The sequence below is a fragment of the Clostridium sp. AM34-9AC genome (genome assembly GCF_003480225.1).
GTDB classification, from domain to species: domain Bacteria; phylum Bacillota; class Clostridia; order Lachnospirales; family Lachnospiraceae; genus Acetatifactor; species Acetatifactor acetigignens.
On sequence record NZ_QUIU01000016.1, the window covers coordinates 56,883 to 78,413 of the forward strand.

The 21,531-nt window shown below is 48.5% G+C and carries 15 protein-coding genes; all 15 read left to right on the top strand.

Annotation, left to right across the window (positions count from 1 at the left end):
- Nucleotides 1-80: 80 nt before the first annotated feature.
- The 15 genes from rfbB to DW835_RS10905 all read left to right on the top strand — a co-directional run bounded on the left by rfbB (nt 81) and on the right by DW835_RS10905 (nt 21,427).
- Nucleotides 81-1,166, top strand: a complete 1,086-nt coding sequence (gene rfbB / locus DW835_RS10835; RefSeq protein WP_118502337.1) for a dTDP-glucose 4,6-dehydratase — start codon at nt 81-83, stop codon at nt 1,164-1,166.
- A 97-nt stretch (nt 1,167-1,263) separates the two neighbouring features.
- Complete coding sequence (gene rfbA, locus DW835_RS10840) at nt 1,264-2,133, top strand: glucose-1-phosphate thymidylyltransferase RfbA (protein ID WP_118502335.1); 870 nt, start codon at nt 1,264-1,266, stop codon at nt 2,131-2,133.
- The gene (locus DW835_RS10845) at nt 2,123-3,415 is read left to right on the top strand and encodes a glycoside hydrolase family 25 protein (RefSeq protein WP_118537925.1); all 1,293 of its coding nucleotides are present in this window, start codon (nt 2,123-2,125) and stop codon (nt 3,413-3,415) included. The genes rfbA and DW835_RS10845 overlap by 11 nt, the downstream gene beginning before the upstream one ends.
- Nucleotides 3,416-3,446: 31 nt before the next feature.
- Nucleotides 3,447-4,019 (top strand): dTDP-4-dehydrorhamnose 3,5-epimerase, encoded by a 573-nt coding sequence (gene rfbC, locus DW835_RS10850; RefSeq protein ID WP_117467090.1) that lies wholly within the window; start codon nt 3,447-3,449, stop codon nt 4,017-4,019.
- Complete coding sequence (locus tag DW835_RS10855) at nt 4,006-4,998, top strand: ABC transporter permease (protein WP_118669047.1); 993 nt, start codon at nt 4,006-4,008, stop codon at nt 4,996-4,998. The genes rfbC and DW835_RS10855 overlap by 14 nt, the downstream gene beginning before the upstream one ends.
- A gap of 247 nt (nt 4,999-5,245) precedes the next feature.
- Nucleotides 5,246-6,676, top strand: coding sequence for a hypothetical protein (locus DW835_RS10860; RefSeq protein WP_182430302.1), 1,431 nt, complete (start codon nt 5,246-5,248; stop codon nt 6,674-6,676).
- 5 nt (nt 6,677-6,681) lie between these two features.
- Nucleotides 6,682-8,022 carry an ABC transporter ATP-binding protein gene (locus tag DW835_RS10865; protein WP_022313585.1) on the top strand — a complete coding sequence of 447 codons (1,341 nt, stop codon included), beginning with the start codon at nt 6,682-6,684 and terminating at the stop codon, nt 8,020-8,022.
- A 3-nt stretch (nt 8,023-8,025) separates the two neighbouring features.
- Nucleotides 8,026-10,098: a class I SAM-dependent methyltransferase gene (locus DW835_RS10870; protein ID WP_118669046.1), complete on the top strand. Its 2,073-nt coding sequence runs from the start codon at nt 8,026-8,028 to the stop codon at nt 10,096-10,098.
- 13 nt (nt 10,099-10,111) lie between these two features.
- Nucleotides 10,112-12,145, top strand: a complete 2,034-nt coding sequence (locus tag DW835_RS10875) for a glycosyltransferase (protein WP_118669045.1) — start codon at nt 10,112-10,114, stop codon at nt 12,143-12,145.
- Between the two features lie 51 nt (nt 12,146-12,196).
- A complete protein-coding gene (locus tag DW835_RS10880) occupies nt 12,197-14,263 on the top strand; it encodes a glycosyltransferase family 2 protein (RefSeq protein WP_022313588.1) in 2,067 nt (688 codons plus the stop codon).
- Nucleotides 14,264-14,360: 97 nt separating this feature from the next.
- Nucleotides 14,361-16,082, top strand: coding sequence for a phospho-sugar mutase (locus tag DW835_RS10885; protein ID WP_117467082.1), 1,722 nt, complete (start codon nt 14,361-14,363; stop codon nt 16,080-16,082).
- Between the two features lie 149 nt (nt 16,083-16,231).
- Nucleotides 16,232-17,656, top strand: a complete 1,425-nt coding sequence (locus DW835_RS10890) for a glycosyltransferase (protein ID WP_182427027.1) — start codon at nt 16,232-16,234, stop codon at nt 17,654-17,656.
- Nucleotides 17,653-18,669, top strand: coding sequence for a glycosyltransferase family 2 protein (locus DW835_RS10895; RefSeq protein WP_118731098.1), 1,017 nt, complete (start codon nt 17,653-17,655; stop codon nt 18,667-18,669). Before DW835_RS10890 ends, DW835_RS10895 begins: the two co-directional genes overlap by 4 nt.
- Before the next feature lie 101 nt (nt 18,670-18,770).
- A complete protein-coding gene (locus DW835_RS10900) occupies nt 18,771-20,177 on the top strand; it encodes an undecaprenyl-phosphate glucose phosphotransferase (protein ID WP_117467076.1) in 1,407 nt (468 codons plus the stop codon).
- A 17-nt stretch (nt 20,178-20,194) separates the two neighbouring features.
- The gene (locus tag DW835_RS10905; protein WP_118731099.1) at nt 20,195-21,427 is read left to right on the top strand and encodes an LCP family protein; all 1,233 of its coding nucleotides are present in this window, start codon (nt 20,195-20,197) and stop codon (nt 21,425-21,427) included.
- Nucleotides 21,428-21,531 lie beyond the last annotated feature (104 nt).

Consider the following 21,531-nt stretch of genomic DNA (forward strand, 5'->3'; position numbering starts at 1 on the left):
TGTTGATATCCTGCTTGTTTTATGGTAAAATACCCCTATCTATAACAAAAAATGTGCGCTGTGCGCAGAACGGAGAAAAAATGAGAACTTATCTGGTAACAGGAGGGGCCGGTTTTATCGGTTCCAACTATATTCATTACATGTTTAAAAAATACGATAATGAAATCCGTATCATCAACGTGGATGCACTGACCTATGCAGGCAATCTTGAGAATCTCAAGGACGTGGAGAAGCGTGAGAACTACACCTTTGTCAAGGCTAATATCTGTGACAAGGATGCCATCAGCAAAATTTTCGCAGAGAATGATATCGACCGTGTGGTACATTTTGCGGCAGAAAGCCATGTAGACAGAAGTATCCGCAACCCGGAGATCTTCGTACAGACCAATGTCCTGGGTACTGCAGTGATGCTGAACTGTGCCAAGGCAGCCTGGGAGCTTCCCGATGGCAGCTTCAAAGAAGGCAAGAAGTTCCTGCATGTATCTACAGATGAGGTCTACGGATCTCTTCCAGATGATGACAATGCATTCTTCTATGAGACCACTCCGTATGATCCCCACAGCCCTTACTCCGCAAGTAAGGCAAGCTCAGACATGCTGGTGAAGGCATATATGGATACCTATCATTTCCCTGCCAACATTACCAACTGCTCCAACAATTACGGCCCTTTCCAGTTCCCTGAGAAGCTGATCCCTCTGATCATCAATAATGCATTGCATGGCAAAAAGCTTCCGGTCTACGGTGACGGTAAGAACGTCCGTGACTGGCTGTATGTGGAAGACCATGCTAAGGCTATCGATATGGTACAGGAACAGGGAAGACTGTTCGAAACCTACAATGTGGGCGGACATAATGAGAAGCAGAATATCGAGATCATCCACATTATCATTGAGACTCTGCAGGAGATGCTTCCGGATTCCGATCCCCGCAAGGCGCATATTAACAACGACCTGATCACTTACGTGGAGGATCGTAAGGGACATGACAGAAGATATGCCATTGCACCGGACAAGATCAAGGCAGAGATCGGCTGGTATCCCGAGACCATGTTCAAGGAAGGCATCCGCAAGACCATCGCCTGGTACTTCGAGCATGAAGACTGGATGAATAATGTGACCAGCGGTGATTACCAGAAGTACTACAATGAGATGTACGAAGAAAAGTAAAGAATACCTGTTAAATGGGAACGATGAACGTCGTTCCCATTCGGTGTGTTAAAAAACAAGTAAAAAGAAGCCCGAAAAGGGCGGATCGGAGGACGAAATGAAAGGAATTATACTGGCGGGAGGTTCCGGAACCAGACTGTATCCCCTGACAAAAGCGATTTCCAAGCAGATCATGCCGGTGTACGATAAACCCATGATCTATTATCCCCTGTCAACACTGATGCTGGCAGATATCAGAGAGGTATTGATCATCTCCACCCCAAGAGACCTTCCGGTATTTCAGGAATTGCTGGGAGACGGCAGCCAGCTGGGCATGCGCCTGGAATATGCGGTGCAGGATCAGCCCCGCGGGCTGGCAGATGCCTTTATCATCGGTGCGGATTTCATCGGTAATGACAGAGTGGCACTGGTACTGGGAGATAATATTTTCTACGGACAGAGCTTTTCCGCAGTATTGCGCAGAGTAGCTGCCAGAGAAAAGGGCGCAACTATTTTCGGCTATTATGTGCGTGATCCCAGAGAATACGGTGTAGTGGAATTTGATGAGAACGGCAAGGCACTTTCCATCGAGGAGAAGCCGGAGCATCCCAAGAGCAATTATGCGGTTCCCGGACTGTATTTCTATGACAATGCTGTAGTGGAGATCGCAAAGAATGTAAAGCCCTCTGCAAGAGGAGAGATTGAGATCACCAGCATCAACAACGAGTACCTGAACAGAGGCAGTTTACAGGTAGAGACACTGGGAAGAGGCTTTGCATGGCTGGATACCGGCAATCATGATGCCCTTCTGGATGCGGCAGATTTTGTGGCGGCTTTCCAGAAGAGACAGGGTCTGTACATTTCCTGTATTGAAGAGATCGCTTTCAAGCGAGGATTCATTGACAAAGAGCAGCTGCTTGCTCTTGCAGAGCCGCTGCTTAAGACGAACTACGGAAAATATCTGGTAGAGGTAGCAAATGGACTCTAAGCTGCGGAAAATGGCGATTCTGGCCTCCATGGCGGTGATCCTGCTGGTGGCACTGCTGGTCATGTATGTCAATAGGGAGCAGTTTACGGCAGCTTCCGGACCGCCGGCATCCGGCACTCAGAATGCCGGAGCGGGTGACAGTGCATCTCCGGCGGAAAATGGCGTTCAGGCAGAAGAGACGGTCTCACCGGATGGTCAGATCGGCAATGATCTGAAGGCATTTTTAAAAGATAATACGTTTTTTGATCAGGAAGTAAATCCAATTCTGGAAGCTGCAAAGGATAACAGCAACCGTCTGTCTCTGGTAGCCACCTCCATAGAAAAGGATCTGCGGATCCAGATCGTGGATAACGAAGGAATTCCGGTGACCGGTGAAAGCTTCTATGTGCGGCTGGATGGCCTGGGTGATTACAAGGATCTGGATCAGGACGGTATCATTTACATTGGAGATCTGGATTCCGGAGACTATTATATTGAGCTCCTTCCCATTGAGGGATATAAGGTTCCGGTCAGTGAGACAAGAGTTCACGTCAAGGATAAAGTGGAGTATCTGGCCATTGACGATATTTCCCTGTTGATCAAGACGGAGGATGAAGTGGATGCAGAAGCCGAGGACAGCGCCGTGGCAGATGCTCTGGCAGATGCGGACAAGACAGAGATCCAGAAGCTGCAGACCACGTCCGGTAATGCAAAGGTCGGTATCGATGTCTCCAAATGGAACAAGGAGATCGACTGGGATAAGGTGAAAAATGCAGGAGTGCAGTTTGCCATTATCCGTGCCGGATACCGCGGTTCGGTAACCGGAAGCCTGGTGGAAGATCCCATGTTCGTGACGAACATGAAGGGTGCACAGGCCGCAGGAATTCCGGTGGGCGTATACTTTTTCACCCAGGCTGTGGATGAGAAGGAAGCTGTGGAAGAGGCTTCCGCGGTGATCGAACTGATCCGGGATTACCGGCTGAACTATCCGGTATTTATCGATACCGAAGGTGCGGGCGGTAACGGCCGTGCGGACAATCTGGATGCTGAGACCAGAACACTGGTATGTGAAGCGTTCTGCAGGACCATAGAAAATGCCGGATACACGGCGGGTGTCTATGCCAGCCGTAACTGGTACAACAATAATCTGCAGACAGCAAGACTGGAAAACTATCATATCTGGCTGGCAGAGTATCGCAGTGTTCCGTTATATCAGGGATATTATAAGACCTGGCAGTATACCTCCAAGGGAAAAGTGGACGGCATCGAAGGTCGTGTGGACATGAATATCACCTACGAATAGTCAATAAAAATAAAGAGTGAGGACGAAATAAATGGGTAAAATAACAGTAGAAACCTGTGAAATTGAAGGATTAAAGATCATTACTCCTACGGTATTCGGAGATGCCAGAGGATATTTTATGGAGACTTACAATTATAACGATTTCAAGGCTGCGGGAATTCCTGAGGTGTTCGTACAGGACAATCAGTCCGCTTCCAAGAAGGGTGTATTGCGTGGACTGCATTTCCAGAAACATTTTCCTCAGGACAAGCTGGTGCGCGTGATCCGCGGAGAAGTCTATGACGTGGCAGTGGATCTGCGGGAAGGTTCCAGGACTTTCGGCCAGTGGTACGGAGTGCTTTTGTCTGAAGAGAACAAGAAGCAGTTCTTTATCCCGAAGAATTTTGCACATGGTTTTCTGGTACTGTCGGATTATGCGGAATTCTGCTATAAATGTACGGATTTTTATCATCCCGATGATGAGGGCGGTATTGCCTACAATACACCGGATATCGGTGTAAAATGGCCGATTCCCGAAGGTATGGAACTGACGCTTTCCGAGAAGGATACCAAGTGGGGCACACTGGAACAGTACGTGAAGGAAAAAGAGAATGAAGGTAAGTAAGAAAACGGGTATTACCCTGTTTGTGACAGCGGCAGTGATCATGGCGGTGCTCATTGTATTCCATAAGAATCCGGGACCTGCGGCAGATCCGGGACAGGAACTGGCCAAGAAGATCATTTCCTGCGTAGTGATCGCGGCGGCATGCGCTGCTTTTATTCACTGGTATGATAAATTCACCGGACTGCCGGTGGAACTGTTCCAGAACCGTCATCTGATCTGGAAACTGGCCAAAAATGATTTCAAAAAAAGATATGCGGGATCTTATCTGGGTGCGGTATGGGCCATGGCGCAGCCGGTGGTCACGGTGGCTATGTATTACATTGTTTTTGATAAGATCATGGGTAATACGAGTACTCCCCTGCGGGAGGGTGTGGAAGTACCCTTCGTATTGTTCCTGACGGCGGGACTGGTGCCCTGGTTCTATTTCAGTGAGGCATTGAACAATGGGACAAATGCACTGCTGGAATATAATTATCTGGTGAAAAAGGTAGTATTCAAGATCAGTATCCTGCCTATCATCAAGATCATTGCAGCCACCTTTATTCATGTATTTTTTGTGTGTCTGTTGTTGATCGTGGCCGCTATCTACGGATATTATCCTACCATATATACTACACAGATCATTTATTATAGTTTCTGCCTGTTTGTTTTCGTACTGGCGCTAAGCTACACGACCTGTGCAGTAGTAGTTTTTTTCCGGGATCTGTCCCAGATCATCAGTATCGGATTGCAGATCGGCATGTGGGCCACTCCTATTTTGTGGAATCTGGATTCCCTGTCCGGCAATTGGATCACGATTCTGAAGCTGAATCCGCTGGTGTATATTGTAAACGGTTATCGAAGCGCTATTTATGAGAAGGAATGGTTTTTCCAGGATTTCTTTTCCACCATGTATTTCTGGATCGTAACGGTAGTACTGTTCGGGTTGGGAGCCGTTATTTTCAAACGATTGAAGGTACATTTCGCAGACGTTCTATAATACGAATGATTGTTACGATTTCGAGAGTTCGAAGAACGGAGAAATCGTATTATAAAAAACAGAGCATAGCAAAACTTTTATAGATGAAGAACCTTGTGGGAGGAGCTGCATTACAAAACTGTTGTGGGGAAAACAGAAAGGGTGAAAGTAATTGAAGGGTGCTCGTGAAAAATTTAGAAAATTTTGGTTATGGAAGCCGGGAAAGATCCTGCTGGCCGTGGGATGCTGCGGACTACTGCTGTTGACGATGATTCCATTGTTTCGTCTGACAGTCTATGCGGTTCCGTATTATGATGATTACAATTTCGGAAGATTTGCCAGAGCTGCCATGGAGCAGGAACAGTCAAAATGGGCTGCCATTTCCGGTGCACTGGATTGCTCCAGAACGCAGTGGTATGCGTGGCAGGGAACCTATTCTTCTATTTTCTTTATGGCATTGATGCCAGCAATCTGGGGAGAACAGTATTATTTCCTCGGTCCAGTGTTCATCCTGCTTCTATTGCTGGCGGGTACCATGACATTTACCCATGTGATCCTGCGGAAAGTACTGGGCATGGAGAAGTGGACCGGCCTGGCAGCACAGGCAGTGATTACAGTGGCAGTCTTTATGTTTATTTATTCCGCACAGAGTGGCTTCTACTGGTATAACGGCGGAGTTCATTACGTGGGAATGCACGGCTTTGGATTGTTGATGTTGTCTGTGGCAATCTGCCTGGAGAGAGCAGAAGGAAGAACTGCTACCGGGCTGCTATTTACGGCCTCGGTACTGCTTTCCATGATCACGGCCGGAAGCAATTTTGTCACGGCATTGCAGGGACTCTTATCGCTGTTGACGATTCTGTTTATAAGTGTGGTAGTGGAACACCGGAAAAAGGGACTGTGGCTGTTGCCTGCTACGCTGGTATACATTATAGGATTTGGGCTGAATGTAGCGGCACCGGGCAATTCCGTGCGGGCCCGCAGCTATGTCGGCTGGGGATACAGTCCCCTGGAGTCCATCGGCAGATCTTTTCTGGAAGGAGTAAAACATCTTCCAGAGTTTACGGGATCTATTGTTCTTATGGTAATGGTGATGCTGTTACCCCTGATCTGGCAGGCACTTAAGGAGACGGAGTATCGTTTCCGGTATCCGGGAGTCGTACTTCTGTGGTCCTTCTGCCTGTATGCCACCGGTTACACCCCAAGCCTGTATTCCCTCGGACATGCCGGATTGTCCAGAACTCTGAATGCGGTGAAGATCACATATTTATTGCTGTTGTTCCTGAACGAAATATACTGGTGTGGCTGGCTGCAGCAAAGACTGCAGAAGAAGGCATCAGGCAGCGCGGCAAGATGGCTGGCGAACTGGAACGGAGCCGCAGTGTGGTGGTTTTATGCGATTATGGGTCTGGAATTTATCATGATCTTTCAGGTGTCACCCAATCAGGCAGGACATTATTCGGCTTATGGGGCCTATTACTATGTGCATACCGGAGAAGCGTATAATTTCCATCAGGAATATCTGGAACGGGTGGAGAAGCTATTGGGAGATGAGGATGATGTACAGCTGCAACCTTATCACTACAAGCCCTGGTTTTTGTGCATGGGAGACCTCTCGGAGGATGAAAATAACGAGGCCAACCGTTCTCTGGCCATATGGTATGACAAAGACAGTGTAACGCTGATAAGCGAGGATTAAAATTGATGCAGGAAAAGAAAAAGCTAGCCATTGAAGTCGATAATGTCCAGAAGATCTATAAACTATATGATAAGCCCTCAGATCGGATGAAGGAGGCTTTCGGCTTCGGAAAAAAGACGAAGCATAAGCTTCACTATGCCCTGAAGGGTGTGGACATGAAGATCTATCAGGGAGAAACGGTGGGTATTATCGGTACCAACGGTTCCGGTAAATCCACGATCCTGAAGATCATCACCGGTGTATTGAATCCCACTTCGGGAAGAGTGCTGGTAAATGGCCGTATTTCCGCTCTGCTGGAGCTGGGTGCCGGATTCAATATGGAATATAACGGCATTGAAAATGTGTATCTGAACGGGACGATGATGGGATTTTCCGAGAAGGAGATCGAGGCAAAGCTTCCGGAGATCTTAAGTTTTGCGGATATCGGAGATTACGTCTATCAGCCGGTGAAGACTTATTCCAGCGGTATGTTCGTCCGGCTGGCCTTTGCGGTGGCCATCAATATCGAGCCGGAGATCCTGATCGTGGATGAGGCTCTGAGTGTCGGTGACGTATTTTTCCAGGCAAAATGTTATCATAAATTCGAAGAATTCAAGAAGATGGGCAAGACCATTGTGTTCGTCAGTCATGATCTGAGCAGCATCAGCAAATATTGTGACCGTGTATATCTGCTGAATCAGGGAAATATCCTGGGCGAAGGCAGTCCCAAGGCTATGATCGACACCTACAAGAGGGTATTGGTGGGACAGTATGACGGCCCGGAGAGTGTGGGAGAAGAGACTGCCAGTCTGCTGGATGATGAAGACCTGCAGAGAGCAGCTGCCCAAAAAGCAGATGAGAAGGGGACCGATGCTTCCCAGGCTTCCATGGAGGCCAAGGGGCAGAATCCCAATGCCCTGGAATACGGTACGAAGCAGGCACAGATTGAGGAATTTTACATTACGGATGACAGAGGGGTTCCCACCAATGCGATCCTGAAGGGCAGTATGTTTACCATCCATATGCGGGTTCGTTTTATGGATCATATTCCGGCCCCCATTTTTGCATTTTCTGTAAAAAACGTCATCGGTGTGGAGATCACCGGTACAAATACCATGATTGAAAAGGCTTTTCTGGACAGCGTGGAGCCGGGAGAGGTGAAAAATGTGACTTTTACCCAGAAGATGAACTTACAGGGTGGTGAGTATCTGCTGTCTCTGGGAGTGACCGGCTACAATCAGGATACCTTCGAGGTATATCACAGACTGTATGATGCCTTGAATATTACGGTGGTATCGGACAAGAACACCGTAGGATATTATGATATGGATTCCGAAACAAAAGTATGGGATGCGGAGGAGAAGTAAGGAATGACAGAGACCATCGGGAAGATCACACTGAATCTGGATAAATATCCCGGCGAGGATTATTATTGCGACGGCAGTGTGGAGGACGAGATCTTAGACATTGTAAAAAAATACAGTACGGTGGAATATGACAGGATCATTGCGGAGCGAAAGAGCTGGCCGATCCTGTATCATTTGTCTGCTCTCCGGGAAAATATCGTGGATTTCCTTCCCATACAGAAAACAGAGAAAGTGCTGGAAGTGGGCAGTGGATGCGGAGCCATCACGGGTGCACTGGCAAGAAAAGCCGAGGAAGTGACCTGTGTGGATCTCTCGAAGAAGCGCAGCCTGATCAACGCCTACCGCCACAGCGAATGTGAAAATGTGACGATCCATGTGGGCAATTTCACGGATGTGGAACCGGAACTTCCCGCAGACTATGACTATATCTGTCTGATCGGTGTTTTTGAGTACGGACAGGCTTACATAGGCGGCAAGACGCCTTACGAGGATTTCCTTAAGATCCTGCAGAAGCATCTGGCACCGGACGGCAGGATCGTGATTGCCATTGAGAACAAATACGGATTGAAATATTTTGCCGGATGCAAGGAAGATCATCTGGGCAGCTGGTTTTCCGGCATTGAAAATTATCCGGAGGGCGGTGTGGTACGCACGTTTTCCCGGAAAAAGCTAGAGCGCATTTTCGATGCCTGCGGTGTGAGAGAGCGCAGTTTTTATTATCCGTATCCCGATTATAAATTTATGACCACAGTCTATTCCGATGCTTATCTTCCAGGACGTGGAGAGCTGTCCAACAATCTGCGGAATTTTGACCGGGACAGAATGCTGTTGTTCGATGAGAAGAGTGCTTTTGACGGAATTGTGGAGGAAGGATTGTTTTCCGTTTTTTCCAATTCCTATATGGCGGTGATCGGAGCACCTCTGGATCTGAAATATGCCAGATATTCCAATGACCGTGCGGAAAGCTTCCGGATCCGCACCGAGATCCTGCGGGACAAGGAAGGATGTAAGACGGTCCGAAAATATCCGCTGACAAAAGAAGCGGAAGCCCATGTGCGTCATATGCCGGAGGCTTATGAAAAATTGAAGGAACGGTATGCGGGAAGCAGTCTGGATGTCAATGTCTGCCATCTGGGAGAAGAGAACGGCATACCTTATGCGGAATTTGAGTTCGTGCCGGGCAGACCGCTGTCGGAACTGATGGACGAATGCCTGGACAGACAGGATGTGGAGGGATTTCACAACCTGTTCGCAGAATATCTGGAGAGAGTGGGCTACGGGGAGGATGTGCCGGTGGCAGACTTTGATCTGATCTTTGCCAATATTCTGGTGGATGGTGACCACTGGACACTGATTGATTATGAATGGACTTTTGACCGTCCCATAGAGACCAGAGCTCTGGCCTTCCGGGCTGTATACTGTTATGTACTGGAAGATGAAAGACGTAATGCACTGGAACTGGATCGTATTCTGGATCGTCTGGGCATCACGGAAAACGAAGCCAGACAGTACAGAGAGCAGGAGATGGAATTTCAGAAATATGTGACCGGACAGAAATTGTCCATGGGTGAGATCCGCAATCTCTTAGGCGGCGAAATTTATAAGCCCACGGAATGGATCGGACGGTTCCGTCAGACGGAGGGAGAACTCAGGGTACAGATCTATGAGGACAAGGGACAGGGATTTTCCGAAGAAAATTCTTATTTCCCGGAGAACGTCTATGCAGAGGAAAAACAGGCGGAATTTACGGTGAATTTCGATGGAAATGTCCATTATTTACGGCTGGATCCGGCCATGTGCGCCTGCGTGTGTAAAATCCGGGAGCTTACCATGAACGGACAGCCGGTTCCTGTGCAGGACAAAAAGATCGTTACCACCAATGGAAAAATCTTAAAGTCCGCAGACGGTGCGGAGCATCCAAGCGTGGTATTTCCCACGGAGGATCCGAATCTGACGATCCGGGTGGATGCATTGGACAGAAAGGCAGAGAACATCCTGACTGTGAAAATGGAGATCGTGCAGATTCCCCTTGCTGTGGCAAGTGACATGGCGGGAGCGGTGAAAAAATTTTTCTAAGGAGACAGGAAACTTGAGCATTCGGACGTCAGTAAAGCAGATGCTTGTCAGACAACAGGATAAAAAGTATGAAGCAGAACTGGCAAAGCTGCGGGTGACCTACGCGCAATGGGCTGCGGAGCAGGAAAAAAAGATTGCGGAAACAGTGGTCACAGAGATCGGGGAAAGAGCCGGTCTTGCGGAATTCGTGATCTACAGGCAGCAGAAAGGACAGCTGGCGGAAAATGCTGTGGAGCGGATCAATGCGTATTTTGTGAAGCATCCGGAGGCAGAGATCGTCTATGGAGATGAAGATCTGCTGTCAGAGAACGGAGAGCGTGTGATCCCCTGGTTCAAGCCTTGCTGGGCTCCGGATACCTACCGGGCTTTCTTCTATGTGGGAAGCGTTGTGGCAGTGCGGAGCAGACTGTTGCAGAAACTGGGGGAGCCCGGGGCTGTGACAGAAGGAGAGAGCACCGGCAGGGAAATAGTATTTTCGAAAGCGGAAGAGATCCGTCCCCTGATGGACCGGCTGTTTCTGGCGGCCGGTGGATTTGAGAGAGGCTGTCATACCATTGGACATCTGGAAGAAGTGCTGTTTCACGGCACTTTTGGTACTGCGGGAATCGGACTGCAGGGACCGGCAGAAACCAGCCGGGAGAAAGCGGAAGATGAGCAGAACCCCTGGGAAGAGTACCGGACGGCAGCGGAATCCGCAAAACTGTCCGTGGAACTGGCGGCCAAAGCGGCAGAGGAAGCCAGAGAACTGTTCGCCAGAGAGCTTAGGGTCTCTGTGATCATTCCTTCCAAAGATAATCCTTCCGTACTGGGAAAATGTCTGCGGTCGCTGACGCAACGCCCGGAGGGCAGTGTTCCGGTGGAAATCCTGCTGATAGATAACGGAAGTAACGAGGAAAACAGGAAAAAAACAGAACAGCTGGTGGAAGAAATCCGGACAGCCGGAACACCGATCCGGTATGTATATGAGCCTGCGGAGTTCAATTTTTCCACCATGTGTAATCGTGGCGCAGAACTGGCAGATGGCAAGCTGCTGCTGTTCTTAAATGATGATATTGAATTATGTGAGAATGACTGGCTGGATAAAATGGTGTCCAGAGCCTTGCAGCCTTATGTGGGCAGTGTGGGACTGAAACTTTATTACCCGGATTCCGTGAAGATCCAGCATGACGGCATTGTCAATCTGCCGGTGGGACCGGTGCATAAGCTACAATTTATGGAGGATGACAGAAGCTACTATTTTGGACGGAACCGTTTTACACAGGATTGTGTGGCCGTGACGGGAGCCTGTCTCCTGATCCGGACAGAGGTGTTCCGGGAGGCCGGAGGATTCCGGGAAGTGTTGCGGGTAGCCTATAATGATGTGGAACTGGGCTTCCGGCTTCTGGAAATGGGATACTACAATGTGGTGTGGAACGACCGCTTTGCATATCACCATGAATCTCTCAGCCGGGGAAGCGATGAAAGTCCTGAGAAAATGCAGCGTCTGGTACAGGAGAGAGAACTGCTCTACCAGATGCATCCACAGTTCCGGGGAGAGGATCCTTTTTACCCGAAGGGGCTGAACCGGGAGGGACTGGACAGCCGTGTGGTTCCGGCATATCTGACAGATCGGAATGTTTTACAGGAGCCTTTCTGGAAAAGGGGACTTCCTGGCGGAGAGGAATTACAGAAGATCCGCAGGGATAACTGTCTGATGGCCAGAGTAGAGACAGCGGGACCGGAACGGATCCAGGGATACAGTGTAATTCTGGGAGACGATAATGCCTGCTATGAAAAACATCTGTTGCTGATTCCCTGTGGGGAAACAGAAGGACAGGATGTGTGGTCCATGCAGTTGATGCCTGCCTACCGACAGGAACTGGAGGAAAATCTTCCGGATCAGAAAAATGTGGCATTGGGCGGCTTTTGTGTCCTCAGAGAAGGAGAACAACTGCCGGCGGGAAACTATACGATCGCTGTTCTTGTGGTGAATCGTGTCAGCAAGCTGAAACTTTGGAATACTACGGGAAAATATCTGACCGTAGAGCTTCCGGCAGCAAAAGAATAAAACAGATGCATGATCCGCTAAAATGCGGTGAAAGCATCACGGAGGAGACATATGTCAGAGAGCAACACCGAGATCAATTATAAGGAAGCCTACGAGAGAGAGCATGAAAAATGTGCGGATCTGGCGGACAAGATCGTAGTACTGGAATCGGAGAAGGAAGATCTGCAGTTCAAACTGGACCGAATCAAGAAAAATAAATTCTGGAAGGCTACAGGACCTGCCAGGAGTGTGATCCATTTTGCCCAGAGACAGAAGGAACGGCTGTCTCATTGCGGTGGTCCCAAAGATATTCTGCGGAAGATCCGTAACAAGAGTCACCAGAAGAGCCTGATGGAATCCTACGGTACCGGAAGCTTTCCCGACGCGGAGCAGAGGAAGAAAGAGGAAGAAACGGTATTCCCCTATATGCCGAAGATCAGTATTCTCGTGCCGTTGTGGAATAACAAGAGAGAGTTCCAGATACAGATGCTGGACTGCGTCATGAACCAGACCTATCAGAACTGGGAACTGTGTCTGGCGGACGGTTCCGATGCGGAACATGCTTACATCGAAGAACTCTGCAAGGAGTACGCGGCGAAATCAGATGGCCGTATTGTATATAAGCACCTGGACCATAACGGAGGTATTTCCTACAACACCAATGAGTGTTACAAGCTGGCCACCGGAGACTATATCGGACTGTTCGATCAGGATGACATTCTGCATCCTTCCGTATTGTATGCCTATGTCAAGGAAATCAATGAACAGGGTGCGGATTATCTGTACTGTGATGAGACCACCTTCCAGGAGGACAATATTAATAAAATGCTGACCATGCATTTTAAGCCGGATTATGCACCGGATAATCTGCGGGCCAACAATTATATCTGTCATTTCAGCGTCTTTTCCAGAAAACTTCTGGAAGGCGAGGAACTGTTCCGTACGGCTTTTGACGGTGCGCAGGACCACGATATGATCCTGCGTCTGACGGACAGAGCACAAAAGATCGTACATGTGCCCAGACTGATGTATTACTGGAGAAGCCATGCGGGCAGTACCGCCGCCAGTATTGACGCAAAGCCCTATGCCATCGAGGCGGCAAAGGGTGCCGTGGCGGATCATCTGAAAAAGCATGGATTCAAACATTTTCAGATCACCAGTACCAGAGCCTGTGCCACAATTTTCCGGATCCGCTATCAGATTCTGGGAGATCCGAAGATCTCCATCGTGATCGCCAACAAGGATCACGTGGAAGATCTGAAGAGATGTATTACTTCTATTCAGAAGAACAGCACCTGGAGCAACTACGAGATCATCGTGGTGGAGAACAACAGCACCACACCGGAAATCCGGGATTACTATTCCCAGCTGCTGGGATTGTCCGGCAATGATTCCTACGCAGAGAGATGCAAGCTGCATACCGTCTGCGGTCATGACGGCGGGATTCTGCACAGCGAGGACGGCCGGATCTCTGTGGTGACCTATCATGGTGACTTTAATTATTCTGCTGTAAATAATCTGGGAGTATCCTATGCCACCGGAGATTATATCCTTTTGCTGAACAATGATACGGAAGTGATCACTGCCAACTGGATGGAAGAGATGCTGATGTATGCACAGCGGGAAGATGTGGGTGCCGTAGGTGCAAAGCTGTATTATGCGGACAAGACAATCCAGCATGCCGGTGTAGTCATCGGACTGGGGGCACATCGCACCGCAGGACATACCCATTATCGTATTCCGGTACAGAACCTCGGCTACATGGGACGCCTGTGTTATACCCAGAATGCCACGGCGGTGACCGGAGCATGTCTGTTGGTGAAAAAGAGTCTGTATGAGCAGGTGGGAGGACTGGACGAGAGCTTTGTGATCTCTCTGAATGACGTGGATTTCTGCCTGAAACTGCGCAAACTGGGACTGCTGAATGTATGGACCCCTTTTGCGGAACTGTATCATTATGAATCTATTTCCAGAGGTCTGGATGATCAGGGAGAGAAGGCGGAGCGTTACAACAAAGAATCCGAGCATTTCCGTGAAAAATGGAAGGCAGAGCTGGAAGCAGGAGACCCCTATTACAACCCGAATTTCTCTCTGGATCGCAGTGACTATGCGCTGAGAGATCCGGTTAGCGGACGTTAAATTGCTCTTTTCAGTAAAGGTAATCTATGGTAGAATAATGGCGGAGAGCGTTTACTGAAGAAAGATAAAGATAGCGATAAAACAGGAGGATAGGAAAATGAGTTATATGGACGAACTGAATTTCTGGTTGAATGATGATTATTTTGACCAGAAGACCAAGGATGAACTTCTGGCAATCCGCAACAACGAGGCAGAAGTGGAAGATCGTTTTTACAAGGAACTGGAATTCGGTACCGGCGGTTTACGTGGCGTGATCGGTGCAGGAACCAACCGCATGAACGTATATACCGTTCGTAAGGCAACTCAGGGTCTTGCTAATTATATCATTAAGCGCGGCACCCAGAGCAAGGGTGTGGCTATCGCATTTGACTCCCGCCGCATGTCTCCCGAGTTTTCCGATGAGGCAGCAAGATGTCTGGCAGCCAATGGCATCAAGGCATACATTTTTGAATCTTTAAGACCTACCCCGGAACTGTCCTTTGCCCTTCGTACGCTGGGATGTACCGCAGGTATCGTAGTGACCGCAAGCCACAACCCTCCTGAGTACAACGGCTACAAAGTATACTGGGAGGACGGCGCACAGGTAACCGCTCCTATCGATAAGGACATCATCACCGAAGTACAGGCCATCAAGGATTATCATACCGTGAAGACCATGAGCAGAGAAGATGCGGAAAAAGCAGGCCTCTATCAGGTGATCGGTAAAGAGATCGATGACAAGTACATGGCTGAGCTGAAGAAGCAGATCATTCATCCCGATGTTATTCAGGAAATGGCTGATGACATCAAGATCGTATATACTCCGTTATGCGGTACCGGTAACAAGCCGGTAAGACGTATCCTGTCCGAGCTGGGATTTAAGCACGTCTATGTAGTTCCCGAACAGGAGAATCCGGATCCAAACTTCACCACACTGGATTACCCGAACCCTGAGGATCCCAAGGCATTTACATACGCACTGCGTCTGGCCAAGGAGAAGGATGCGGACATCGTTCTGGCAACCGATCCCGATGCAGACCGTCTGGGTGTGTATGCCAAGGATACCAAGACCGGCGAGTATGTGGCATTTACCGGTAACATGTCCGGTATGCTGATCGCAGAATATATCCTGAGAGAGAAGACTGCTACCGGCGCTATGCCCGAGAATCCCGCACTGGTAACCACCATCGTTACCACCAATATGACCAAGCCCATCACCGAAGCTTATGGTGTAAAGCTGATCGAAGTACTGACCGGCTTCAAGTTCATCGGTGAGCAGATCAAGTTCTTCGAGCAGACCGGCAGCAACAATTATGTATTCGGTCTGGAAGAGAGCTACGGCTGTCTGGCAGGTACTCATGCAAGAGATAAGGATGCAGTTGTAGCAGTTATGTGTCTGTGTGAAGTGGCGGCTTACTGCAAGAAGCACAACATGACTCTGTGGGATATGATGGTATCCATGTATGAGAAATACGGTTACTTCAAGGAGACCCAGTACACCATTACCATGAAGGGTATCGACGGTGCAAGACAGATCGCCGAGATCATGGATAAGCTTCGTAAGAATCCGCCCAAGGCATTCGGTGACCTGAAAGTGGAGAAATTCCGCGACTATCTGAACGATGTAGTCATCGACATGGAGAGCGGCGAGAAGACCACTACCGGACTTCCCAAGTCTAATGTCCTGTATTTTGAGCTTCCCGACAATGCATGGTGCTGCGCCCGTCCTTCCGGAACCGAGCCCAAGATCAAGTTCTACATGGGTGTTAAAGGTAACAGCATAGAGGATGCACAGGCCAAGGTAGAGAAGCTGACCGAGGATGTAAAGGCTGTACTGTAACCACCATGAGCAAATAGCATGCAAGTATGTTATTCAGGAAAGCTCTGGAAGAGCGATTTTGCGAATGGGGTTCTGAATAGTTAATGTTATTTTTAAGAGCGAATCGCCCGGGAAGGGCGATTTGCTCTTTTATAAAAGTGGAGGTATCCGTGGCAAAGCTGAACATAGCAAACCTTAAGAAAACTCTATATTATTTGCAACGCAACGGCCTGAGGGAAACCTGGATCTCTGTAAGGGAACGCCTGACAGAGACAGACCGCTATTTTTATGTGCCCTGTCCGGAAGAGGAACTGGAAAGGCAAAGTTGCAGAAAATGGGATAATCCGGTTACACTCAGCATTGTGGTGCCGTTGTACCGTACCCCGGAAATCTATCTGAACAGAATGATAACAAGCGTTATGCAACAGAGCTATCCTCACTGGGAACTGATTCTGGCGGATGCCACAGAGGATCACAGTGTGGAGGAGACGTTGACAAATCAGGGATTCCTGACAGAACGGCTCCTGGAAAATGCGGAAACTATTGCAGCGGATGCAAGGATCCACTATATACACCTTACGGAAAATGCCGGAATTGCGGCGAATACCAATCAGGCATTACCCTATGCAAGGGGAGAATATATCGGCCTGCTGGATCATGATGATGTATTGACACCGGATGCTCTGTATGAGATGGCAGATGCTATTACCAAAGCAAATGACAGAGGTGTCAGAGTCGCATTCGCTTATTCGGATGAAGACAAATGCAACGGGGATGAGACAAAATATTACGATCCCAACCATAAAGAAGACTTTAATTACGATTTAATCCTGAGTAATAACTATATCTGCCATTTTCTGGTGATGGATGCAGATCTGATGAAGAAACTGGCATTCCGGCCAGAATGCGACGGTGCCCAGGACTATGATCTGGTGCTGCGGGCAGTGTCAGAGGTGCTGGCTGCAGATGGCCGCTCCGGGGAGGAGAGAATTCTTCATATTCCCAGAGTGCTGTATCACTGGAGATGCCATGAAGCATCTACAGCAGCCAATCCCCACAGCAAGAAATATGCTTACGAAGCGGGGCTGCGTGCACTGCAGGATCATGCGGCAGAACGTGGGATCCCGGCAAAGGCAGAGGAGACCAGACATGTAGGATTTTATCGGTTACAATATACAGAGGTATTACAGGAGAGACCGGATGTGGCTGCCGTAGGTGGCAGAGTGCTGTCCGGGAAAAACCGCGGCAGGATCGCCGGCGGCAGAATGACTGCGGACGGAAAGGTGTTCTACGAGGGACTGCCGAAGGACTTTGGCGGTTATCTTCACCGGGCGGAGCTGTCCCAGGATGCAGAAGCGTTAGACCTTCGCTGCATCAGGATCCGGTCAGCTGACAGGGAATTGTTTGAAAAAATCGTGGGAGTGCCTTATACGGAAGTAGTAAGAGGTCCGGAACAACAGCCGGTATTTGACAGCTCTACACTGCCTGCCGGGGCAGATATCCGGCTTTTAAGTCTGCAATTATCGGACGCATTACGAAAACGGGGAAGACTGCTGTATCTGCCGGAGTATCCGGAGAAATGGGAGAGACTATGAAGGAAGTAACCGTCGTTATACCCAATTACAACGGAATGAAATATTTACCGGAATGCATGGCTTCCCTGTGTCGGGGACAGGAAAATGCACCGGAATATGAAGTGCTGATCATAGACAATGGTTCTGCTGACGGGAGCGTGGAATATCTGGACAGCGAATGGTGTCGCAAAAAAGAGGCACCGGCAGAAGAGGGGGGAAAACCGCAGGTGCGTCTGATCGCCCTGCCGGAGAACACCGGCTTCTGTCATGCGGTGAATCTGGGAATCCGGGAGGCACGAAGCCTCTATGTGATCCTGTTGAACAACGATACCAGAGTAGAAGCTGGATTTGTGAAAGGACTGTATGATGCCATTCGGAAGGATGAAAAGATATTTTCCGTCAGCGCCAAAATGCTTATGTGGGATAAGCCAGAGCTGCTGGATGATGCGGGAGACCGCTACTGCGTTCTGGGATGGGCATATTCCCGGGGAAAAGGCCGGCCTGCTGTGGATTATGACAAGAATGTCAGCATATTCTCAGCCTGTGGCGGAGCGGCAATTTATAGACGTCAGGTATTTGAGGAGATCGGCTATTTTGACGAAGCGCATTTTGCTTATCTGGAAGATCTGGATATCGGTTACCGTGCCCGGATCTACGGCTATGAGAACCGGTACGAGCCGACGGCATCCGTTCTGCATTACGGCAGTGCTTCTACGGGATCCCGCTACAATTCCCGGAAAACGGAACTTTCTTCTTCCAATAATATCTATGTCATCGGCAAAAATATGCCGCTACTACAGTGGATCCTGAATCTGCCGTTCTTTTTGCTTGGATTTGGCATAAAATTTCTGTTTTTTTGTAAGAAGAGAATGGGAAAACTATATTTAAAGGGATTGGCCGAAGGGTGGAAACGTACCGTGGGTCCTGTGGGAAAGCAGGCAAAGGTGCACTTTCAATGGAGCCATCTATGGAATTATGTGAAGATTCAGTGGCAATTATACCTGAATGTTTTTCGAATTCTTATGAAATCTTAAGAAATTGCTTCATAAATTCTTAAGTTGAGAAAAAACCACCGTTATTGTAGAATGAAATCGTTGAAAAGAAGCTTTTCGGACTTAAAGATTGGGTGACCCGTATGATAAAAGACAACCAGAAAGTCTTTAACAGGCTTCTTGTGATAATAGATGCGCTGATCACGGCAGCATCTTTTGTCCTTGCCTATTATATCAAATTTTATATCTTAAATGACGGTCCGGGGATCGGTGTCCTGCCGGTGCAGGATTATTATATGCTGCTTCCCTTTATTGTACCCGGTTATATGTTCCTGTATTACCGGTGCAGTGTGTATTCCCCGAAGCGTACGGTTCGCCGCAGACATGAGATATACAGTATCCTGCAGGCGAATACCATTGGCCTGGCGGCTTTGATCATTATTTTGTATATGATCATCCGTGAGATCAATTTTTCACGATCTGTCATGGCAATTTTTTATGTCCTGAATGTTTTTCTGACTTCCGTATTCCGTATCATCATGCGCAAGGCATTGCGTTCCATACGGAAAAAGGGGTACAACCTGAAGCACATTTTGCTGGTAGGTTATTCCCGGGCGGCGGAGGAATATATCGACAGAATCCTCAGCAATCCCCAATGGGGATATGTAGTGTGTGGTATTCTGGATGAGCACATCCCGGGCGGCACGACCTATAAGGGAGTGAAAGTACTGGGAACGCTTGGTAATCTGGAATACATCCTTCCGGAGAACAAGCTGGATGAAATCGCAATCACACTTTCCCTGAAGGATTATGATTATCTGGAAGGTGTGGTGGATATCTGTGAGAAATCCGGGGTGCACACCAAATTCATTCCGGATTACAGCAGTCTGATCCCCAGCAGACCCTATACGGAGGATCTGATGGGATTACCGGTGATCAATATCCGGTATGTACCGCTGACGAACACAGGCAATATGGTGATCAAGCGGGCAATGGATATCGTTGGTTCCATTTTCGGTATCATTATTACCTCACCGATCATGCTCATATCAGCAATTCTGGTAAAGCTGTCCAGCCCGGGACCGGTGATCTTTAAGCAGGAACGGGTAGGACTTCATAATAAGCCGTTTTATATGTACAAATTCCGCAGCATGGCAATGCAGACGGCGGCGGAAGAGAAAAAGGGATGGACGGTACGCAATGACCCCAGAGTCACCGGTATCGGTAAGGTTCTCAGACGTACCAGTATCGATGAACTTCCCCAGCTGTTCAATATCTTAAAAGGAGATATGAGTCTGGTCGGTCCCAGACCGGAAAGACCGCAGTTTGTGGAAAAGTTCAAGGAAGAGATTCCCCGTTACATGGTAAAACATCAGGTACGGCCGGGACTGACCGGATGGGCACAGGTGAATGGCTTGCGCGGTGATTCCTCCATCAAGAAGAGAATCGAATATGATATTTACTATATTGAGAACTGGACCATTGGATTTGATATCAAGATCATTCTTATGACGTTCTTTACAGGATTTATTAATAAAAATGCTTATTAGTACAAGGAGAAGACAAGATGGCAACAAATTCTAACAACAATGGCGGCAATGGTCAGAGACCTGCCGGAAGCGGAAGAAAACCTTCCGGAAGCGCACAGAGACCTACAGGACAGAGACCCGCCGGAAGCGGTCAGAGACCTGCCGGCAGTGGACAGAGAACCGGAGCTGCGAACGGACAGAAGAGAATGTCTGCCAAACAGCGTGCAGCCAAGAAGAGAAGAAAGGTTATCATCTTTGGCGTAGAGATCGTAGTGATCCTGTTCATGGTAGCAGTATTGTATCTGGTAATGACTCATACCAGCAATGAGGGCCCCAAGGTAACCGTTCTGGAGACAGAAGAACTTCAGATTCCCGAAGAGGTGCAGCAGGATGAAACTATGAAGGGCTATATGAACATTGCCCTGTTCGGTGTGGATGCCACCAAGGAAAGCCTGTTGTACAAGGGCAGCCGAAGCGATAGTATCATGATCGCCAGCATCAACATGGATACCGGTGATATCAAACTGGTCAGCGTATATCGTGATACGTACCTGAATATCGGTACGGATTCCTACCAGAAATGCAATGCCGCTTATTCCTATGGCGGAGCAGAGCAGGCGGTTAAGATGCTGAACATGAATCTGGATATGGATATTACGAACTTTGTGACCGTAGGCTATAAAGGACTGAGCGAAGTGATCGACGGTCTGGGCGGTATCTATATTGATGTGGACTCTGAGGAGATCAAGCATATCAACAACTATCAGATCGGTATTGCAGAAGTTTTGAAATGCGATTATACACCGGTAACTGAGACCGGTATGCAGCTGTTGAATGGTCTGCAGGCTACTGCTTACTGCCGTATCCGTTATACCGCTGGTAACGACTTTAAGCGTGCTGCCCGTCAGCGTGAAGTCATTCAGGCAATCGAAGATCAGGCAAAGAAAGCAGATTATGCAACATTGTCCAAGGTATTCAACAGTGCCATCGACGACATTTACACCAGTCTGGATTCCAAGGACATCCTGGATCTGCTGAGCAATATTTCAAATTATCGCATAGTGGACGAAGGAGGTTTCCCCGAAGAGACCATGCGTGACACCGGCAATATCGGTGCAAAGGGAAGCTGTGTTATTCCGGTAAATCTCGAAAGCAATGTAGTATGGCTGCATCAGTTCCTGTTTGATGATGCCAACTATTCCGTAACCAGCAACGTGAAGGAATACAGCAATAAGATTGAATCTGACACATCACCTTATATGAATAAGTAAGAAACAGTGTATAGAGTAAAGCAACAGGAATACAAGGGAGTCTTCCGGAATCTGCCGGGGCTCCCTTGTGCATTACCCAGAAGGTTATAATCCTCTTGGACAGT